This window comes from Thermocrispum sp., from assembly GCF_002919275.1.
Taxonomy (GTDB): domain Bacteria; phylum Actinomycetota; class Actinomycetes; order Mycobacteriales; family Pseudonocardiaceae; genus Thermocrispum; species Thermocrispum agreste.
The window spans coordinates 94,356-114,363 of sequence record NZ_PKFA01000012.1; the positions used below are offsets into that span (position 1 = coordinate 94,356).

A 20,008-nucleotide genomic window follows, 5' to 3' on the forward strand; every position below is an offset into this window, starting at 1 on the left:
GTCGACGCGGGCAGATTCATCCGGATGTCCCAGCGGACGCGTTTCGTGCCCGGATTTCCGCGATCACGGCGGGCAGCACCTCGTGCAGGTCACCGATCACCGAGTACGTCGACCGGGTGACCATCGGCGCGTCCGGGTCGGTGTTGATGGCCAGGATCGCCTTGGCGTCCATGCAACCCACCCAGTGCTGGGTGGCTCCGCTGATGCCGCAGGCGATGTACAGCTTCGGTGCGACCTTGGTCCCGGTCAGGCCGACCTGGTCGCTGTGCGGCCGCCAGCCGTTGTTGGTGGCCACCCGGGAACATCCGACCGCGCCGCCGAGCAAATCGGCCAGCTCCTCCAGCACCCGGTAGCCCTCGGCGCTGCCGACCCCGCGCCCACCGGAGACGACCACGTCCGCGGTGGCCAGGCTGACCCCGGCCTCCTGCTCGGTCCGCTCGATCACCCGGGTGCGCGCCAGCTCGTCGCGCAGATCCGGGGTGAACCGCCGGACGTCGACCTGATCCACGGTCGACGGGGTCTCCGCGCCCGTCCCGGCGCCCGGCTGAACGGTGAACACACCGCAGCCCGCGTCCATCTCCGCGTCCTCCAGCAGCATGCCGCCGCCCCGGATCCGGGTGATCAGCCACGGCCTGCCGGTGCCGCTGATCTGGGTGCAGTTCGCGGCAAACGGGGCACGCATGCGTGCGGCGAGGTGGGCCATGACCTCGTTGCCCTTCTCGCTGCCCACCGCGAGCACGCCGCTGGGCTGCAGTTCGCCGACCAGCTGGGCCAGCGCCTCGCCGTACGCCTCGGGGGCGTAGTCGCTGAGCACGTCATGCTCCACGACATGGGCGGCCTTGATGCCTTGCTTGGCCAGTTCGTCGGCCCGCGACGCGTCGAACAGCACTGCGTGCACATCGTCGGTCAGGCCACGAGCGAGCTGCACCGCGTCCAGCCATGCGGGGTGGTCGTCCACCTGCACCACGAGCAGCAACATCAGCACACCCCCAGTTCTTCCAGCACGTCCACGACCGCGGGGGCCGCCTCGGGGCCGTGCCCGAGCAGCACGCTGTCCGCTCGCTTCTCCTCCGGCTGGCGCAGCCGGATCTTGCGCAGCCCGCCCGGCGGCGGCTGCCAGGAGATCGTGTCCAGCTTCGCCTTCTTCGCCTTCAGCCTGCCCGGCAGGCTGGGGTAGCGCGGCAGGTTGAGCCCTTCCTTGACCGCCACCGCGGCCGGCAGCGACAGCTGGTAGACCTCGCTGCCGTCGGCGATCTCACGGCGCAACCGCACACCGCCGTCGGTGACCTCGATGCCCTTGATGCCGCCGACGATCGGCCAGCCCAGCTCGGTCGCCACCCGCACACCGACCTGGTAATGCCCGGCGTCGGCCGACTCGTTGCCGAACATGATCAGGTCGAACCGGGCGTCGAGCTCGCCGAGCGCATGCACGATGGCCGCGGCGGTGGCCTGCGGGTCGAGCTCGTCCTGGCCCGTGTCCACCACCACGCCGCGGTCGGCGCCCATGGCGATCGCGTATCGGACCTGCTCGGCGACCTCCGGCGGCCCGACCGCGAGCACGGTCGCGCTGCCCCCGTGCCGTTCCTTCAGCCGCACGGCTTCTTCCACCGCGCATTCCTCGTGCGGACCGATGGTGAAGCCGAGATGCCGGGTGTCGATGTCTCTGCCGTCTTCGGTCAGCGGGACCTTGGCCCCGGGGGCGGGCACCCGCTTGACGCAGACCAACACGTCCAGACTCATGGGCCTCACGCCTTCATGCGCGTGTCGTCCGGGTCGAACAGCGGCTTCCGGCCGACCCGGGCAACCGTCACCGGGTACTGCTCTGCCATGTACTCGACCTTCAGCTTCCGGCCCTCCACCGCGTGTTCCGGCGGCAGGTAGGCCATCAGCAGGTACTTGCCGAGCGACGGCCCGGCGCCCGCACTGGTGACGTAGGAGCTGCGCCCCTTGCTGTCGACGATCCGCTCGCCGTCCTCGGTCAGGATCGGTTCGCCGCCCTGCGGGTACCTGGCGATGCCTGCCGAGCTGGTGTGGTCGTCGACGGTCAGCGTGCACAGCAGCGCGGCGGGCTCGGTCTCGCGCGCCGCCAGGTACGCCTGCTTGCCGATGAAATCGGCCGACTTGACCTTGGGCAGGGCCAGCCCGGCCTCCACCGGGTCGTACTCCGACTCCAGCTCGGCGCCCATCAGCCGGTAGCCCTTCTCCAGCCGGCCGGTGGTGCCGTAGACGCCGATGCCCGCCGGGATCAGCCCGTGCGGTTCGCCTGCGTCGGCGATGGCGTCCCACAGCTTGGCGCCCTGCTCGAACGGGGCGTGCAGCTCCCAGCCGAGGTCACCGACGTAGGACACCCGCAGGGCGAGCACCGGGGTGCTGCCGATGACGATCTCCTTCGCCGTGCCGTACGGGAACCCCTCGTTCGACACGTCGTCCTCGGTCACCGCCGACAGGATGTCGCGGGCCCGCGGGCCCCACAGCCCCAGCGTGCACACCGCCGACGTCACGTCGGAGAACGACACTCCCGAGTCGGGCAGGTGGTCGAGGAACCACTTGCGGTCCCGCGCGCCGTCCGCGCCACCGGTGATCACCCGGTACTTGTCCGGTCCCAGGCGCACCAAGGTCAGGTCGCTGCGGAAACCGCCGTTGGCATCCAGCAGCGGCGTGTAGATGATCCGGCCGACCGGGCGATCGACGTTGGCCACGCACAATCGCTGCAGGTAGTCGACCGCGCCCGGGCCGCTGACGTCGAACTGGGCGAACGCGGACAGGTCGATCATGGCGGCGCGTTCCCGCATCGCCAGGTGCTCGGCGTTGATGATCGGCGACCACCAGCGGGCGTCCCACTCGTGCGGCCGGTCCTCGACGCCGTACTTGTCGACCAGGTCGCGGTTGGACTCGTACCACTGCGGCCGTTCCCAGCCCGCGACCTCGAAGAACTCCGCACCCAACGCCTTCTCGCGGGAGTAGAACGGCGACAGCCGCTGCTGCCGCTCCGACGTCCACTGCTCGCGCGGGTGCACGATGCCGTAGGTCTTGTTGAACCCTTCGGACGTGCGCGCCCGCACGTGCGCGGGGGTGCGCTGGTGCGGGTAGAAGCGGCTGATGTCCGCACCGTGCAGGTCGATCTCGCTGTGGCCGTGCGTCATCCACTGGGCCAGCATGCGGCCGACGCCGGGGCCTTCCTTGATCCACACCGCGGCAGCCGACCACAACCCCTTGACCTCCGGGGTCTCCCCGAGAAGCGGGGATCCGTCCGGGGTGAGCGACAGCAGCCCGTTGATGGCGTGCCGCACGCCCGCTCCCTCGGAGTTCAGGATCGACCCGAACAGCTCGAGCGCGTCCTCCATCTGCGGGTCGAAGTCCTCTTCGGTGAACGGCAGCTGGGTCGGCGACAGCGCGGCTTCCTCGATCGACGGGATCTCGTCCGGCTCATGCAGGATCGGCCGGTGCGCGTACGAGCCGATCTCCAGATCCGCCCCGCTCTGCCGCTCGTACATCAGGGCGTCCATGTCGCGGATGATCGGGTAGGCGATCTCCGTGCCGGTCGCCGCCAGCTCGGGGATCGGGCCCACGTCGATCATCTGGTGCACCGCCGGCGTCAGCGGGATGCGCGCACCCGCCATCCGCGCGATCCGCGGGCTCCACACACCGCAGGCGATCACCACGGTTTCGGTGGCGATGTCGCCGCGGTCGGTCCGCACACCGCGGACCCGGCCGTCGACCACCTCGATGTCCAGCACCTCGGTGTTGGCCGAGACGGTGAGGGCACCGCGCTTCTGCGCGTGTTCCCGCATCAGCGCCCCGGTCTGCAGCGGGTCGACCACCGCACACGACGGCGTGTAGAAGCCGGCCAGCAGGATCGACGGGTCGACGAACGGGACCAGCTCGGCCACCCGCTGCGGGGTGATCAGCTCCGCGTCGATGCCCCACGCCTTGGCCGAGGCCATACGGCGCTTGAGCTCCTCGACCCGCTCGGGCTTGCGGGCCACCTCGATGCCGCCGCAGGTGGTCAGCGTGCCGAACTTCTCGTACTGACGCATCGAGTCGAGCGTCAGCATGGTGATCTCCTTGGCGTGGTCGACCGGGAAGATGAAGTTCGACGCGTGGCCGGTCGACCCGCCCGGGTCCGGCAGCGGCCCCTTGTCCAGCAGCACGATGTTCCGCCAGCCCTCTTCGGCGAGGTGGTAGGCCACCGAGTTGCCCACGATCCCGGCACCGATCACCACCACGTCGGCGGTGCTCGGGAGTTTCCGCTGTGCGCTGCTTGTGTCCGTCATGACAACCCCACCACTTGGCCTGCTTCGTCGATGTCGATGCGTTCCGCCGCAGGGTGCGACGACAGTCCTGGCATGGTCCGCATTTCGCCACAAATGGGGTAGACGAATCCAGCCCCCACCGAGGCCCGCACCTCCCGCACCGGCAGCCGCCATCCGGTGGGCGCGCCCTTGCGGCTGGGATCGTCGGACAGCGACAGATGCGTCTTGGCAATGCACACCGGCAGGTGGCCGAAGCCGCAGCGTTCGTAGGTCTCCAGCTGTTTGCGGGCCTTCGGGCTCAGCTCGATGCCGTCCGCGCCGTACATCCGCGTGGCGATCGTCTCGATCTTGTCCACCAGCGGCATGTCGTCCGGGTACAGGAAGCGGAACTCGCTCGGCTCCTCGCACGCCTCGGCGACCGCCTCGGCCAGCTCGACCGCGCCCTTGCCACCGCGGCTGAAGTGCGTGGCGACGGTCGCCCGCGCGCCTTCCTCGGCGGCCACCTGGAGGATGGCCTGCTTCTCGCTCTCGTAGTCCTCCGGGAAGGCGTTGACCGCCACCACCGGGTTGACGCCGTGCGCCCGGATGTTGGCGATCTGCTTGCGCAAGTTCGCCGCGCCCTGGAAGACGTCGTCCGGGTTCTCCTTCAGCATCTCTTCCGGCAGCGGCTTGCCCGCCACGACCTTGTACTTGCCGCTGTGCGCCTTCAGCGCTCGCACGGTGGCCACCACCACGGCCGCGTCCGGGCGCAGGCCGGAGGCGCGGCACTTGATGTTGAAGAACCGCTCGGCTCCCATGTCCGCGCCGAAACCGGCCTCGGTGATCAGGTAGTCGGCTGCCCGGATGCCGATCAGGTCGGCCACCACCGACGAGTTGCCGTGCGCGATGTTGCCGAACGGGCCGCAGTGCACCAGCGCGGGCGTCTGCTCGATCGTCTGCATCAAGTTCGGCTTGATCGCATCGCGGAGCAGCACGCACATCGCTCCCGCTGCCCGCAGCTGTTCCGCGGTCACCGGCTCGCCGTCGTAGGTGTAGCCGATCACGATGCGGCCCAGCCTGGCGCGCAAGTCGTGCAGCGAGGTGGACAGCGCGAGAACCGCCATCACCTCGCTGGCCGCGGTGATGTCGAACCCGGTCTGCCGCGGCACGCCGTCGGACTTGCCGCCCAGGCCGGTGACGATGCTCCGCAGGTCGCGGTCGTTGACGTCGATGACCCGGCGCCAGGTGATCGAGAACGGGTCGATGCCGAGCTTGTTGCCCTTGTGGATGTGGTTGTCGATCATCGCGGCCAGCAGGTTGTGCGCCGACGTCACCGCGTGCAGGTCGCCGGTGAGGTGCAGGTTGATCGTCTCCATCGGCGCCACCTGGGCGTAGCCGCCGCCCGCCGCGCCGCCCTTGATGCCGAACGTGGGCCCCATGGACGGCTGCCGGATGGCCACGATCGCCTTCTTGCCGAGCTGGCCGAACGCCTGCCCGAGACCGACCGTGGTGGTGGTCTTGCCCTCCCCCAGCGGCGTCGGGGTGATGGCCGAGACCACCACGTACTTGCCCATCGGCCGGTCGGCCAGCTCGTCGACCGCGGCCAGGGAGATCTTGCTGACCGAGTGCCCGTACGGCTCGAGCAGGTGTTCGCCGAGCCCGATGGACGCGGCCACCTCGGGTATCGGCAGCAACTCGGCTGCCCGGGAGATGTCCAGGTCCGTTGGCATGCTCACGCGGTCCTCCGATAGGCCTGGGCCACCCAGCGATGGGTGGCCGTGACGCGGTTGAACGTGAACAGGTGCAGGCCGGTCAGCTGGGCACGGCCGGCCGCGATCCGGGCGGCCAGCTTCCGCAGCAGCGCATCGGGGCGGTAGCCCCCCGGCCACAGCAGCCGCCCAGCCACCGACCGGTGGCCGCGCACGAACCGCAGGGACTGGCCGACGCCGACCTTGAGCGCGATCCGCATCAGCTTGGCGGGTTCGACCACGCCGGGCACTCCCACGATCACCGGGAGCCCGGCCTCGCGCCGCACGTCCGTGGCGAAGCGGCCGATCGCGTCGGCGTCGAAACACATCTGCGTGACCACGTAGGACGCGTAGTCCCGCTTGGCCCGCAGCGCCTGCCACAGGGTGTCGTCGTCGATCGCGTGGTGGCCTTCCGGGTAACCGGCCACGCCCACCTTGGCCGGCATCCGGCCGAGGTCGTCCATCGCCCGCAGCAGGCTCAGCGCGTCCGGATACGGCCCGCGTGGCTCGCGGCCGTCGCCGCCGACGACGAAGACCTCGCCGATGCCCGCCACGTCCAGCCGGTCCAGCAGCCTGCGCAGCTCGGCAGGCCCGGTGACCTGCCGGGCTGCCAGGTGGGGGACGACGGACATGCCCTGGGCCGCCAGCTTCTCGGCGACCGCCACGGTGGAGTCCAGGCCCTGCCGTGGCGAGGACGTCACGGTCACCACCGACCCCGCGGGCAGCGACTCCGTCTGGGTGAGCACCGACTCCAGCGGCAGGACCTCGTAGCGCGGACGCGCGAGCAGCGGCTCGAGGGCTTGGCGTTTGCCCGTCGGCTCCTGCCCGGTGCCTTTCGCCCGTGCCATACCGCCTCAGCCTTTGGGGGTTTCCTTGGCCGGGTCGATGAACGGCTTGTCGACCACTTTGGCCGCGCGCGGCCCGGTCGGCGTGTGCACCACCACCTCGGTGCCGGTCTTGGCCAGCTCGATGGGCAGCATGGCCAGCCCGATGTTGCGCTCCAAGCGCGGGGAGAAGCAGGCACTGGTCACCTGGCCGACCTGCTCGCCGCCGGAGGTGGACACCGGGAACGGCTCCAGCATCGAGCCGTCGTTGTAGCTGCCCACCGACGGACCGTCGATCTCCACGCCGACCATCAGCCGGGAGATGCCCTCCTCCTTGATGCGGCGCAGCGCCTCCTTGCCGACGAAGTCGGCCTCCTGGTCCAAATCGACCATCCACTTGTAGTCGTAGCCGACCTCCAGCGGGTTGGTGTCCAGCGTGATGTCGCAGCCGTAGGCGAGCATGCCCGCCTCGATCCGCCGGATGTGGCTGGGACCGATCACCTTCATGCCGTGGGCCTTGCCCGCTTCCCACACCCGGTCCCACACGTGCTCGCCGTTGCGGCTGACCTGCTCGACGTAGATCTCGTAGCCGATCTCGCCGGTGTAGCCGGTGCGGCTGATCACCACGTCGATGCCGTCGATCTGCCTGCGGGTCAGCCAGTAGTACTTCAGGTCCAGGATGTCCTCGCCGAACAGATCGACCATGACCTCCTTGGCCTTGGGGCCCTGGATCTGCATCGGCGCGACGTCGACTTCCTTCACCGTGACGTTCCAGCCGCCCGCATGCGCCAGGCCGAGCGCCCACAATCCGACGTCGCTGTCGGCCAGCGACAGCCAGAACCTGTTCTCCTCCAGCCGGAGCAGCACCGGGTCGTTGACGATACCGCCGTCCGGTGCCGTGACGAACACGTACTTGCACTGGCCGACCGCGCACTTGGTCAGGTCACGCGGTACCAGGTAGTTGGTGAACGCGAAGCCGTCCGGGCCGGAGATCTCGATCTGTCGCTCCACGCCGACGTCCCACAGCGTGACGCCGTTGAGCAGCTCCCAGTACTCGGCGACGGGGTCACCGTAGTGGCGTGGGTGATACGTGTGGTTGTACACGCTGTACACCTTCACGCCGTGTTCGCGGGACTTGTAGAAGAACGGGGACTTCCGCAGCCGCGTGTACAGCATCACCGCAGGCTGATCGTTCGTCGTCGTGGTCGCTGGTTTCGGAGCAACTGCTGTCATCGGGGGACCTCTCCAGCTGGGCGGGACTTGTCACGAGATAGGAGGAAAGTTCGGTATGTCGTTGCGCTATACGATTGGGTTGCCTTATTCGCAACGAACTGCGAGCACAATTGTGTGCCGCGTCACCTAGGCCGTCAATGGGCCATCCGAGGCAACTCCGCGGGTGTGTCGCGGCGGTTCCCGGCCGTCCGCCCGGGCACTCGGTGTCGCGATCCCTCACCCCGACGTGCCACGCGGCTCGACCGGACGGGCCGCGCGTGCGAGGCTGGCAGGACCTACTACGCCGGCATGGAGGTCACGATGGCCGACTCAGCATCCGGACCGACGGCGAATTCGGACGGTGCCGACACCGTCCGGGACCAGTTCCGGGCAGCCCTGGAACGCAAGAAGGCCGCGACCAAAGCACGGGAAAGCCACGCGAACGCCGGCTCGAAGGTCGCCCATCCGCACCGTCCGGCGGTGGGGAAACGGCAGTTCCGGCGCAAGAGCGGCTGACGGCGCCAGCCGCACGACGGCCGACGGTCAGCGCGCGGTTGTCAACCGTTCGTGGGCGTCCTCGGTCAACTCGACGTACCGGCCGGTGGCCGCGTCCCAGGACCAGGCTCGCTCGCTTGGCTTGGGCAGCCCCTCGGCGGCCAGCGGCGCCGGATTCGGTCGGAACCACGTGGTCAGCGGGATCTCGTCGACGACGTGCACCACGTCCGGCCGCCGCTCGGCCGGGAGGTTCGCCAGCGCACGGGTGATGTCCTCGGGCCGCAGGGTCGCACCTTGCCACGTGGTCGCCGCCGCGACCGCCACCTCTTCCCTACCGCGTACGGGCACGCCGTACGCGGTGGCCAGGTCGACTCGGTCGAGATCGGTCAGCGCATCGCAGATCGGCTGGGTGTACACCGGCCCGTGCTCGGTCTCGATCACCGTGAACCGGTTGTCGGCGAGCCAGAAGTCGCCGTCCGCGTCGCGCCAGAAGAGATCGTCGGTGGCCACCCAGGTGTCGCCGGGCGCGAACACGCCGCGAAGTTTGCGCGCCGTCGTGTCGATGCTCGCCCGCGGGTTCGCCAACAGCAGCCCGACCTCGCCTTCTGCGCACTCCACAGCGAATCCGTCGTCGCCGGTGACCAACTTCCCGGTGCGCGGATCGCAGCGCGCCAGCCGCACCTGGGCGCTGCCGGGGATCGGCCGCCCCTTCGCGCCCGGCTTCGCGCCGGACAAGTTGGCCAGCACCACGTCGCCTTCGGTGGATGCGTAGAACTCCAGCACCCGCGCCGACGGATAGCGGTCGAGCACCCGCCGCCACAGGCCGCGCGGCATGCCCGACCCCATGAACAGGCGGATCGCGTGCGGCTCCGCAGCCTGCGGCCGCGCCACGATCTCCCGCAGCAACGTCCAGGTGTAGGACACCACGGTCACGCCGTATCGCATGACCTCGGTGTCGAACCGTTCCGGGTCGAAGCCGCGGGACAACGCGATGCGCGCCCCGCCGGCCACCGCACCGCCCACGCTGGTGAGCAGGCCGGACGGATGGTGCAGCGGCGTGATGCAGTAGACGGTGTCGCTGCTGGTCAACGCGGCGGCCGACGCCGTGCCGAACGCCGACAACGCCCACCGGTGGTTGGTGATGAACTTCGCCACGGTCTGCTCGCCGGAGCGGCTGAACAGGATGAACGCCAGATCCCGCGCCAATCCGGGGTTGGGCCGGTACCAGCCGGGCAGATCGACCGTCTCCGGGTCGATCCGCTCCAGGTCGATCACCTCGGCGTCGGCGCGGGCAGGCACCTCGCGCTCACCACCACCGCCGAGCACGAGAATGCGGCAGCCGGTCGCGGAGGCCTGCGCCACGTGCTCCGGGTCGACCACGATGTCGGCCACCCCGCCCAGCCGGATCGCCACGGACAGATCCGCCACCGGCGGCAACAGCACGGCGACCGCGCCGAGCCTGGACAGCGCGGCGATGACGACCAGCGCCGAAGGCCTGGTGTGCATCAGCACCCCGACGTGGTCACCCTGCCGGACGCCCACCTGGATCAAGGCACGGACGACGTTGTCGATGCGGGTGCGCACGGCGGCGTTGGTGTGCACGCGGTCGTCGAACAGGAAGCACTCACCGTCCGGGGCACGTTCGGCCTGCTCGTCGAGCAGCTTGCCGAACGAAACGCGGGTGTGGCTTTGCAGCTGCCCGAGGCGGAACAGCCGCGGCAGCGTCTGCACGGCTTCCAGCGCGATCTCCCGCGACGTCCGCGCCGCCTCGGTGGCGCGCCGGACCACCCGGCGACCCGCGGTCAGCCCGACGTCGGCCAGTGTGGACAGGCCCTGGCCGACCAGCGACGTGACGTCCGCAGGCGCCGGTTCCGGCGCGGCTTCGGTGAGCGGCCGGATTCCTGGTGGGGCCTCGCCGCCCTGCTCGTGCCACCGCACCCAGTCCGCGACCGCGGGCCAGGTCACCTTGTTCGCCGTCGTTCCGACCACCAGGCCGAAGTGCCCGGCGTGCACCGGATGTTCGTACACCTGGGCGCGCGGCGCAGCCCGGCCGATCCCGCGCACCGCGGCCGGGCGGCCGATGTCGTCGACCTCGCCGACGAAGGCCAGGATCGGGCAGGTGATGTCGGCCAGCGTCACCAGGCGGTCACCGATCACGAAGCCGCCGGTCATCATCCGGTTGTGCACCACGAACTGGCGCAACAGCTCCACGATCGCCGGGCCTGACCAGGCCACCCAGCCTTCCGCTTCCAGGAAGCGGCGCTGCTTCTCCCTGCCCAGCAGCGCTTCCCGGTCGTGCAGCTGACGCAGGAAGTCGATCTGCGCCCGGGTGGACTTCACCGGGTCGAGCAGCTTGAACCCCAGCCTGGCCGCCCACCCCGGCAGCGCAAGCCGGCTGAACACGTGGTCGGCCAGCAGCTCGGCCCCCTTGACCAGCAGCTCCTCGGGCAGGCCGAGCGGGGTGCTGCCCTGGATGTCGGCCGGGCTGCCGAACGTGACGACGCTGGCCACGCCCGCCGAGCGCCGGTAGGCGGTGGCCTGATAGCAGAACATGCCGCCCTGGGAGTACCCGCCCAGGTGCACATCGCGGCCGGTGTGCCCGATCACTCGGTCCACTGCCTCGCTCAGCGCCACGACGTGATCGGTCAGCGTGCGCTCGAGGCCACCTTCCACCTTGTCCGGAGAGCCGAAGTCGATCACCCACGGATCGAGCCCGGACCGGTACAGCGACGTCACCGCGCTGCTGGCAGGCGCGACGTCCCACAGGTTCGCGGCCAGCATCATCGGATGCACCAGGAGTACCGGGGCGCCGTCGGTGTTCGGCTGCTCCGGGAAGTACCGCCGCAGCTGATACATCGACGTCTGCTCCAGCACCGCGTACGGTGCGGGAGCCTCGTCGGTGCGCAGGCCGCCGAACCGCAGCACCTCGAGCCCGTTCTGCGCGTATGCAGCCACCGCTCCGACCAGTTTGCGCAGGCCACCGGGTGCGATTCGCATGAGCCGATCTTCTCCCGTCGCCGGAATGCGGTAAAGCCGGGGTCTCCCGTGCTCACCGGCACCGCGGACCGATGCCCATTCGCGGGCAGGCGTCCCCGGCGTCGGCGCGCGCCTGAGCCCGTCGTCGTCGGAAGCGGGTGTCCCGCCGTCTCGGGCCGGCCCGAGTGGGGCGCGGACGGCCGATCGTCACGACCGGCCGTCACAGGCCCGGCAACGCAGGTTCCGGACCTTCGGTCGCCGGGGTCGTCCTTGCGCGGTCGGCAGTGATCGTTCCGGTCCGACCACGTCCTTCTCGGTCGGCCGTTCCCGTGGGCGGGCTCGCTGCGACCGGCGAGCCAGGTCGTCCGACGACATCGCCCCACAGTCCCCAACTGGAGTATTGACCTAAACTTCACCAACTGCGATGGTTAAGTTGTTACTTCAACCTGCCTCTACCTGTGGAGCAGTTAACTATGACGCGAGTCCAGGCTTAGCCTGCCGCCGTCGAAGGGGGCCATCTCACTTCGCCCGGCGGCACCGGCGACGCCGGCAGCACGAGGGGGAAGGAGAGATGGTCATGTTGATCGCGATCATCCTGCTGCTGATCCTTGCCGTCGCCTACTGGCGCGAAGCACTCAAGCTCGCCATCGCGGCGGTGGTGGTCGTGCTGTTGCTCGGCGTGGTCCAGCTCGCCGAGATCGTCGACGAGGCCAGCGCCAGGTTCGACCAGGACAGCGTGAGCAGCAGCGTGCGCTGACACCGCGTGCCGATCGGCGGGTGGCACGGTCCACCCGGCTCCCGTCCGGCCCGGGCCGTCAGATCGCCTGCGCGTCGAACAGCGAGACGGCCAGCCGGGGCGCGGGCACCCTGCCGTTCACCACGGGAACCCGGAACAGCACGTAGAAGTCCGAGATCCGGCCGACCTTGGACTTCACCACCTCGATGTTGGCGTCCGCCACGTCCGGGTTGGTGAAGGCGCGCACGGCAGCCAGCGTGCCCGCGGTGTAGCAGCCGGTGCACATCGTGACGTCGGTCTGCGGGTTGGCCGGGTTCCTGGCCCGCACGAACAGGCCGATGTCCTCCACCAGCTCCTGCTCGCCGTCGGCGAAGTCGGCCACCCGGGGCCGCAGCTCCTCGCCCTCCGGCGTGACGAAGAATTCCGGCTTGCCGAACGGCTGGCCCTGCTGGCGCACCGGCAGGTCGAGCAACTGCAGGTAGTTGCGGGTCAGCCGGTTGCGGCCGGGCCCGCCGATCAGCACCAGCGTCTGCTCGAGGTCGATGCCGCGGTCGTTGGCCGACCGATGGTGCCGGTTCTGGTAACCCATCGCGGCCAACTTCACGTACATCTCGAAGAACGCGTCGATGTCGCCGTAACGAGCCAGACGCGAGTAGTTGACGTTGCGCGGCCGCGCCGTCTCCGGCAGCCGGTCCTCGCTCACCTCGGACGTGACCACCATGATGTCGTCCGCCCTGTCGTGCGCCCACATCTCGTTGCGCGGTGCGGCCGCCGGGGCGACCGACTTCTCCCTGCGTGCTTCCTGTTCCGCCTCGTCACGCAGCCGGTGCAGCTCCCGGCGCAGCTCCACGAAGCGTTGCCGCGCCTGCGCGTCCAGGCTCGCTTCCGAGGGAACGGTCGGCTTGGGGCGCAGATTGGCCGGCGAACTGAACAGCAGCGCGTACTGCTTCAGCCGCTCGTCGGAGGGGCGCTTGTCGCTGTTGCCGTTCTCCCATGCGGAGATCGCCGCACCCGATATCGCCCGGGTCGCCGAGAACGCCGCGGCCAGCCCCTCCTGGGTGATCTTCTCCCCCAGCTCGAACTCGCGCAGCTCCCGCAGCCGCCGCGCGAACTGACGTCGGGCGTTGCGGGCCATGTCGTGTCACCTCCGGAAGGACTTTGCGATGAGCATAAACCCCACAACCGGTTAAGTCAGTTAAGGCACCCCGTTTGGACCGATCACTGCGCCATCCGGAGGTATCGAAATGTTGCCGATGCGCGCAACATTACCCGGCGGTTCGGCGGATACCCGGTAGATCGTTGCGCCGGGCGCGCCGTCGGGCACGCCCTCCCCCGCAACCCGCACTAGAACATATGTTCGAAACGTGTGCTACCCTGGCGTCATGGAGTTGCAAGGATCGTTGCTCGATCTGGTCGACGACCCAGGGCTGGCGCCGCTGAGCAGGGCCGAGCGCATCGAGCTCAGCCACGGGGCGTGGGTCGACGTCCTGCCCGGCTGGCTGACCGGCGCCGACACGCTGTTCGAGCGGCTGGCCGCCGAGGTGCCGTGGCGCGCCGAGCGCAGGGTCATGTACGACCGGGTCGTCGACGTTCCGCGCCTGCTCGCCTTCTACGACGAGGACGATCCGCTACCGCATCCGATCCTGGCCGAAGCGCGGGAGAAGTTGTCCGCGCACTACCTGCCCGAACTCGGGGAACCGTTCCGCACCGCAGGGCTGTGCTACTACCGGGACGGTCGGGACAGCGTCGCCTGGCACGGCGACCGCATCGGCCGCGGCAGGCTGGCGGACACCATGGTGGCCATCCTGTCCGTCGGCGCCCCGCGCGAGCTGGCGCTGCGCCCCAACGGGGGCGGCAAGCAGCTGAGCTTCCCCCTCGGCCACGGCGACCTGCTGGTGATGGGCGGCTCGTGCCAACGGACGTGGGAGCATGCGGTGCCCAAGACGACCAAGCCGGTCGGCCCACGGATCAGCATTCAGTTCCGGCCGCGGGGCGTGCGCTGACGGCGGCGCGCGGCGATGCGCGACACTGGCAGCGATGAGCAAGAGGGAGGCGTCACCCCTACCCCAGCGGGACGGGTTGGACGCGGTGCGGATCGTGCTGCCGCCCGCAGGGCCGTGGCGGACGGTGCGCGAGTACCTGCACGTCCGGCTGTCCCGCCTGGAGCCGGAGCGGATCGACGCCATGCTGAGCCAAGGGCGGTTCGTCACCGCGGACGGGCCGGTGGCGACGGAGTCCCCGTACCGCCCCGGCCTGTCGGTGTGGTTCCATCGCGAGCTGCCGGAGGAGAAGCCGGTCCCGTTCGACGTGGAGATCCTGCACCGCGACGAGCACATCGTGGTGGTGCACAAGCCGCACTTCCTGGCGACCACGCCGCGGGGGCAGCACGTCATGCAGACCGCGCTGGTGCGGGTGCGCCAGAAGCTCGGCCTGCCGGAGCTGAGCCCGGCGCACCGGCTGGATCGGGCGACCGCGGGCGTGCTGCTGTTCGTGGTGCGGCCGGAGTTGCGCAGCGCCTACCAGAAGCTGTTCGCTCAGCGGCTGGTGCACAAGGAGTACGAGGCCATCGCCCCGGTGCGACCGGATCTGACGCTGCCGACCGTGGTGCGCAGCAGGATCGTCAAGCGGAGGGGAGTGCTGCAGGCGCACGAGGTCCCGGGCGAGCCGAATGCCGAGACGTACGTCGAGCTGCTGGAAAGGCGGGGCGATCTCGGGCGCTACCGGCTCGTCCCGCGCACCGGGCGCACGCACCAGCTGCGGGTGCATCTGAACGCGCTCGGCATCCCGATCGTCGGCGACCCGGTGTATCCGCACGTCCGGCCGTCGGCGTGGGACGACTTCAGCCGGCCATTGCAGCTACTGGCCCGCACGCTGGCGTTCATCGACCCGATCAGCAAACAGGAGAGGTGGTTCACCAGCCCGGCTTCGCTGTCCGCTTGGCGCGAGACGCCGGAGCGGCCCACCGCTGCCGAAAGCCGTTAGCGGCGTGCCCCGCTCTGCCCACGGCGGCGCTGCTCACTCAATTCACGACGGCGCGCCCGGCTGCACGCATGACGGCACGCCCGGCTCCACTCGCGGCAGCACGCTCCACTCCACTCGCGGCAGCACGCTCCGGTCCACGCATGGCAGCACACCCGGCTTCACCCCCAACCGCACTCCTCGCTTCACGCGTGACGACGACCGCCATGACGTGTACCGCGGTGAGCTCCCCGCTCTGCCGGGCAGCGCGCAAGCCACCGGCGCCGTCTGCTTTGCCCGAGGCCGTCTCCAAGCGCAATTTCTCGCCTCCACGCGCCAGCGGGTGATTGCTCGCCGCCACCCGCTGGCGGCTGCTCTCCTGGCGGTCGTGACTTCGGACGGCTGCGGTCGTCCCTGCGCGCTCCTAGGATCAATGCATGAAGTTGCCCGTGATGCCGCCGGTGCGGCCGATGCTGGCCAGGGCCGTGCACGAGGTTCCCCGCGAGCCCGGCCTGGCCTACGAGCCGAAGTGGGACGGCTTCCGGTGCATCGTGTTCCGCGACGGCGACGAGATCGAGCTCGGCTCGCGCAACGACCGGCCGCTCACCCGGTACTTTCCCGAGCTGGCCGAGCTGCTGCTGGAGGCGTTGCCGCCGCGTTGTGTGGTCGACGGCGAGATCGTCGTGGTGACCGACACCGGCCTCGACTTCGACGCGCTGCAGAACCGTCTGCATCCGGCCGCGTCACGGGTGAAGATGCTCGCCGAGGCCACCCCGGCCAGCTTCGTCGCGTTCGACCTGCTGGCGCTGGGTGACGACGACCTGACCTCCGCGCCGTTCCGGCAGCGGCGCCAAGCCCTGGCGAGCATCCTCGACGAGACGCTGGCCAGGGTGCACTTGACGCCACTGACCGAAGATCCCGACGTGGCGCACGACTGGTTCACCCGCTTCGAAGGAGCGGGCTTCGACGGGGTGATGGCCAAGCCGCTCGACGCTCCGTACCAGCAGGACAAGCGCGTGATGTGGAAGGTGAAGCACGAGCGCACGGCCGACTGTGTGGTCGCGGGGTTCCGCTGGCACAAGGACGGCAAGGGCATCGGTTCCCTGCTCCTCGGCCTGTACGACGACCAGGGCCGGCTGCACCACATCGGTGTCGCCAGCAGCTTCACCGCCAAGCGGCGCGCGGAGCTGGTCGACGAGCTGGCGCCGTTGCGCGAGAACGCGGCCGAGAACCATCCGTGGCGCAACTGGGTGGAGGCGCAAACGCAGGCCCAGTTGCGGGGCAGCCGGATGCCCGGCGGGCTGAACCGCTGGAACGCCGACAAGGACATGTCGTGGGAGCCGCTGCGATGCGAGCTGGTCGCCGAGATCCGCTACGAGCACCTGATGGCGGGCAGGCTGCGGCACGGCGGCCGCCTGGTGCGGTTCCGCCCGGATCGCACGCCGGAGTCGTGCACGTACTCGCAGCTGGAAGAAGTGCCACCCGCCGAATTGGCGACGCTGTTCACCGAGGCGAAAGCTGCTCCCGCGCGAACGGCCGGCGGCCGGAACGGCTCCGCGCCGGATGACGGAGGCTCGCCATCGGATGCCGCAGACGATCCGGGAAAGGGCACCGATGGCTAAGGCCGAGTCGATCACCGTGCACGCCGACGGGGTCGACGTCGTGGTGTCCAATCCCGGCAAGGTCTTCTTCCCGCAGCGCGGGGAGACCAAGCTCGACCTGATCGAGTACTACCGTGCGGTCGCCGAGCCGTTCATGGAGTGGATCCGCGGGCGCCCGGTCATGATGGAGCGCTACCCCAACGGGGTCGGCGGCAAGTCGTGGTGGCAGAAGCGCGTACCCGCCGGCACCCCGGAGTGGGTGCACACCACCGAGGTCGCCACGCCGAACGGCACCAAGTCCGACGCCCTGGTGGTGCAGGACATGGCGCACGTCGTCTGGGCCGTCAACCTCGGCTGTCTCGGCTTCCACGTGTGGCCGTTCCACGCCGCCACCCCGGAACACACCGACGAGCTGCGGGTCGACCTCGACCCCTCGCCCGGTGTCGGCTACCACGAAGTCAAGCAGGCCGCCCGCCTGGCGCGTGACTTGCTGGGCGAGCTGGGCATCCGGGCGAACGTGAAGACGTCCGGATCCCGCGGTCTGCACATCTACGTCCCGTTGCAGCCGCGCTGGGACTCCTACCAGGTGCGCGCGGCCGCCGTCGCCCTCGCGCGCCTGTTGGAGAAGCGTCATCCCGATCTGATCACCGCCCAGTGGTGGAAGGAAGAACGTGGGCGGCGGGTCTTCGTGGACTACAACCAGAACGCGCCGCACAAGACCGTCTTCGGCGCCTGGTGTGTCCGCCCCCGGGTCGGCGGGCAGGTGTCCACTCCCCTCGCGTGGGACGAGCTCGACGACGTCGAGCCCGACGACCTGACCATCGCCACGGTGCCCGCGCTGGTCGCAGCGCGCGGGAACCCCTGGTCGGGCCCGGCCCGCGAGCCGCAATCGATCGAACCCTTGCTCGAGCAGTACGACCGGGACCTGGCCAGCGGCATGATGGACGCGCCGTGGCCGCCGGTGTACCCGAAAATGCCCAACGAACCGCCGCGCGTGGCACCCAGCCGGGCGAAGAAGCCCCGGTGACGCGCGGGGGCCTCCCACTCACCAGGGACTCGGCCGGACACGGCTCCGATGGCCGGCAGGCCAGGGGCATGGACGGCGCCATCACCCGCGGGGTGCGCGCGACGGTGCGGGAACCTGAACGATTTCCGGCGCCAGGACTTGGACGGCTGCAGCGTGCGGACGCAGACGACGAGATACCCGCCAACCACGTCGTCGACCTCCATGACGATGCACGATGCGGCAAGATGGGGGCGACATGACCGACGCAGACGAAACGGCGGCGCTGCAGCGCGCCCGCGAGCTGATCGCCGAAGCCGAGCGGATCGTCGCTCTCACCGGTGCCGGGATATCCACCGAGTCCGGCATCCCCGACTTCCGGGGGCCGCAAGGCGTGTGGACCCGCAACCCGTCGGCCCAGAAGCTGGTGACCATCCAGTCGTACCTGGCCAGCGCCGAGGTGCGACGGGCTGCCTGGCAGGAACGGTTGCGTCATCCGGCGTGGCAGGCCCGCCCCAACGCCGCCCACCGCGCGCTGGTCGAGCTGGAGCGCACCGGCAAGCTCGCCGCGCTCATCACCCAGAACATCGACGAGCTCCACCAGCAGGCCGGGTCGTCGGCGGACATCGTCGTCGAGCTGCACGGCACCATCCACCAGACGGTGTGCCTGCAGTGCTCCGATCGGCGGCCGATGCGTGAGACATTGGCTCGCGTGGAATCCGGTGAAATGGATCCACCGTGTCGGCTGTGCGGCGGCATTTTGAAATCCGCCACAATCTCGTTCGGCCAAGCTCTTGATCCTCAGGTGTTAGCTCGCGCACAATCCGCGGCGGAGTCGTGCGACCTCCTTTTGGCCGCCGGAACTTCCCTTTCGGTCCATCCAGCAGCCGACCTGGTCGGAATTGCCGCCGACGCCGGGGCAAAGGTGATCATCTGCAACGCAGAGCCCACTCCGTACGATCATCTCGCCGCCGAAGTGCTGCGCGGACCACTCGGAACCGTGCTGCCATCACTGCTCTGACCTGCAGCTTCGCTACCTTCCTCGCACACCTGGCGTGACAGCTGTCACAACCCGATGACACCTCTGTTTTCTTTTCGTAATCTTGCCGAGGCCTTGCAGTAATGCAGCAAGGCAGACCCCGAAATGCCAGAAATCCGTTCATTCGTCCTGATTGGTTGAGTGATGGCTGGCCGACATCGTGCCCCCCGCCCTCCCCGGTCCTTGAAGATTCCCGGCGCAATCGCCGGAACGGTCACCGCGATGGGTTTGGCCGCCGCGGTCTCGTTCGCCACTGCCAGTAACGGTACGGAAACGTCGGGCGAACAGGCCCAGGTCGCCGCACACCCGTCCCCCGGCGCCGCGCCGTCCAGCTCGGCCGCGACGGCTGCGAAGTCGGCCGTACCGAAGGCGAAGCGCGCCACGTCGGGCGACGACCGCCGCACGGCGCGCAGCAAGCCGACCGTCACGAGCTCGAAGGCCGTGGCGACGGCGACGGTGCGTGCACCGAAGAAGACCGCGCCACCGAAGAAGCCGGCTGAGCCATGCCCGACCGTGCTGGCCGGCACGCAGCCACCCGTCGCCCAGGTCGGCAACCACATCAAGGAGAAGTTCGGCGTCTCCGACATCGGCGGCCGCGCCGCCCGCGCCAACGCCAGCGACCACCCCAGCGGCTTGGCGCTGGACTTCATGGTCGATCCGGCAACCGGTGACAAGCTGGCCGACTACGTCCTGGACAACCAGGAGGACTTCGGCGTCACCTACGTGATCTGGCAGCAGCGCTACAACGACGGCAGCGGCTGGTCCATGATGGAAGACCGCGGCTCCCCCACCGCCAACCACATGGACCACGTCCATGTCAGCTTCTCCGGCGAAGACATCGACGTCACCTGCTGACCCGTACAAGCACCCCTCCACCACGATTCGCGGCGAAGGGGCGCGTGGGACGAATTTGGGACGTCACACGACGCGATCCGCGGTTTGCGGCGATGGTGTCCCGCTGGTGGGTGGCGAAGCTGCCCGTTTGGACGAACCAGGTGAGCGCAAGCACCGGCAGCGCCATCGCCTGATTGGTGGGCGGCGAAGCTGCCCGCTTGCCGGACGAACCAGATGAGCGCAAGCACCGGCAGCGCGATCGGCCACACACCCGACCAGCCGCCCGGCGGCCGATGCAAGGCGGCGGCAAACCTGGTTCGGTACAGCGTCAATCGCTGTCGATCGCTGTC

General features: G+C 69.6%; 17 protein-coding genes. 8 read left to right on the forward strand and 9 right to left on the reverse strand.

Annotated features, from left to right (window positions below; translation table 11 throughout):
- Positions 1-16: 16 nt before the first annotated feature.
- Genes CXP56_RS02440 through CXP56_RS02465 form a run of 6 tightly spaced genes read right to left on the reverse strand, consistent with a single transcriptional unit; the run spans position 17 to position 8,037 of the window.
- Positions 17-979 carry an electron transfer flavoprotein subunit alpha/FixB family protein gene (locus tag CXP56_RS02440; protein WP_286899546.1) on the reverse strand — a complete coding sequence of 321 codons (963 nt, stop codon included), beginning with the start codon at positions 977-979 and terminating at the stop codon, positions 17-19.
- Positions 979-1,740 (reverse strand): electron transfer flavoprotein subunit beta/FixA family protein, encoded by a 762-nt coding sequence (locus tag CXP56_RS02445; protein WP_245566600.1) that lies wholly within the window; start codon positions 1,738-1,740, stop codon positions 979-981. Before CXP56_RS02445 ends, CXP56_RS02440 begins: the two co-directional genes overlap by 1 nt.
- 5 nt (positions 1,741-1,745) lie before the next feature.
- Positions 1,746-4,274, reverse strand: a complete 2,529-nt coding sequence (locus tag CXP56_RS02450; RefSeq protein ID WP_286899550.1) for a GcvT family protein — start codon at positions 4,272-4,274, stop codon at positions 1,746-1,748.
- Positions 4,271-5,968 (reverse strand): formate--tetrahydrofolate ligase, encoded by a 1,698-nt coding sequence (locus CXP56_RS02455; protein ID WP_211227499.1) that lies wholly within the window; start codon positions 5,966-5,968, stop codon positions 4,271-4,273. The genes CXP56_RS02450 and CXP56_RS02455 overlap by 4 nt, the downstream gene beginning before the upstream one ends.
- Positions 5,965-6,828, reverse strand: coding sequence for a methylenetetrahydrofolate reductase (locus tag CXP56_RS02460; RefSeq protein ID WP_028847191.1), 864 nt, complete (start codon positions 6,826-6,828; stop codon positions 5,965-5,967). Before CXP56_RS02460 ends, CXP56_RS02455 begins: the two co-directional genes overlap by 4 nt.
- 6 nt (positions 6,829-6,834) lie before the next feature.
- Positions 6,835-8,037, reverse strand: a complete 1,203-nt coding sequence (locus CXP56_RS02465; RefSeq protein ID WP_051310041.1) for a glycine cleavage T C-terminal barrel domain-containing protein — start codon at positions 8,035-8,037, stop codon at positions 6,835-6,837.
- A 300-nt stretch (positions 8,038-8,337) separates the two neighbouring features.
- Between CXP56_RS02465 and CXP56_RS02470 the strand changes: the two genes are divergently transcribed.
- The gene (locus tag CXP56_RS02470; protein ID WP_028847193.1) at positions 8,338-8,532 is read left to right on the forward strand and encodes a DUF5302 domain-containing protein; all 195 of its coding nucleotides are present in this window, start codon (positions 8,338-8,340) and stop codon (positions 8,530-8,532) included.
- Between the two features lie 27 nt (positions 8,533-8,559).
- On the opposite strand, the gene CXP56_RS02475 is transcribed toward CXP56_RS02470, so the two are convergent.
- Positions 8,560-11,508 carry an AMP-binding protein gene (locus CXP56_RS02475; protein WP_286899559.1) on the reverse strand — a complete coding sequence of 983 codons (2,949 nt, stop codon included), beginning with the start codon at positions 11,506-11,508 and terminating at the stop codon, positions 8,560-8,562.
- Between the two features lie 556 nt (positions 11,509-12,064).
- Between CXP56_RS02475 and CXP56_RS02480 the strand changes: the two genes are divergently transcribed.
- Positions 12,065-12,244 (forward strand): hypothetical protein, encoded by a 180-nt coding sequence (locus CXP56_RS02480; RefSeq protein ID WP_156899146.1) that lies wholly within the window; start codon positions 12,065-12,067, stop codon positions 12,242-12,244.
- 58 nt (positions 12,245-12,302) lie between these two features.
- On the opposite strand, the gene CXP56_RS02485 is transcribed toward CXP56_RS02480, so the two are convergent.
- Positions 12,303-13,358, reverse strand: coding sequence for a helix-turn-helix domain-containing protein (locus CXP56_RS02485; protein WP_286899560.1), 1,056 nt, complete (start codon positions 13,356-13,358; stop codon positions 12,303-12,305).
- Positions 13,359-13,605: 247 nt separating this feature from the next.
- Between CXP56_RS02485 and CXP56_RS02490 the strand changes: the two genes are divergently transcribed.
- From CXP56_RS02490 to CXP56_RS02510, 5 genes are all read left to right on the forward strand, one after another.
- Positions 13,606-14,226, forward strand: coding sequence for an alpha-ketoglutarate-dependent dioxygenase AlkB family protein (locus CXP56_RS02490; protein WP_028847197.1), 621 nt, complete (start codon positions 13,606-13,608; stop codon positions 14,224-14,226).
- A gap of 34 nt (positions 14,227-14,260) precedes the next feature.
- Positions 14,261-15,205 carry a pseudouridine synthase gene (locus tag CXP56_RS02495; protein WP_028847198.1) on the forward strand — a complete coding sequence of 315 codons (945 nt, stop codon included), beginning with the start codon at positions 14,261-14,263 and terminating at the stop codon, positions 15,203-15,205.
- Positions 15,206-15,618: 413 nt separating this feature from the next.
- Positions 15,619-16,803 carry an ATP-dependent DNA ligase gene (locus CXP56_RS02500; protein ID WP_286899565.1) on the forward strand — a complete coding sequence of 395 codons (1,185 nt, stop codon included), beginning with the start codon at positions 15,619-15,621 and terminating at the stop codon, positions 16,801-16,803.
- Positions 16,796-17,809: a non-homologous end-joining DNA ligase gene (gene ligD, locus CXP56_RS02505; RefSeq protein ID WP_028847199.1), complete on the forward strand. Its 1,014-nt coding sequence runs from the start codon at positions 16,796-16,798 to the stop codon at positions 17,807-17,809. The genes CXP56_RS02500 and ligD overlap by 8 nt, the downstream gene beginning before the upstream one ends.
- A 235-nt stretch (positions 17,810-18,044) precedes the next feature.
- Positions 18,045-18,806: an SIR2 family NAD-dependent protein deacylase gene (locus CXP56_RS02510; RefSeq protein WP_038044784.1), complete on the forward strand. Its 762-nt coding sequence runs from the start codon at positions 18,045-18,047 to the stop codon at positions 18,804-18,806.
- A 44-nt stretch (positions 18,807-18,850) separates the two neighbouring features.
- Here the strand turns inward: CXP56_RS02510 and CXP56_RS18970 are convergent, their stop codons facing one another.
- Positions 18,851-19,351 carry a hypothetical protein gene (locus CXP56_RS18970; RefSeq protein WP_342665101.1) on the reverse strand — a complete coding sequence of 167 codons (501 nt, stop codon included), beginning with the start codon at positions 19,349-19,351 and terminating at the stop codon, positions 18,851-18,853.
- Between CXP56_RS18970 and CXP56_RS18975 the strand changes: the two genes are divergently transcribed.
- Complete coding sequence (locus CXP56_RS18975) at positions 19,338-19,679, forward strand: VldE C-terminal domain-containing protein (RefSeq protein ID WP_342665102.1); 342 nt, start codon at positions 19,338-19,340, stop codon at positions 19,677-19,679. The two genes, CXP56_RS18970 and CXP56_RS18975, sit on opposite strands and share 14 nt — an antisense overlap.
- The last annotated feature ends 329 nt before the right edge of the window (positions 19,680-20,008 follow it).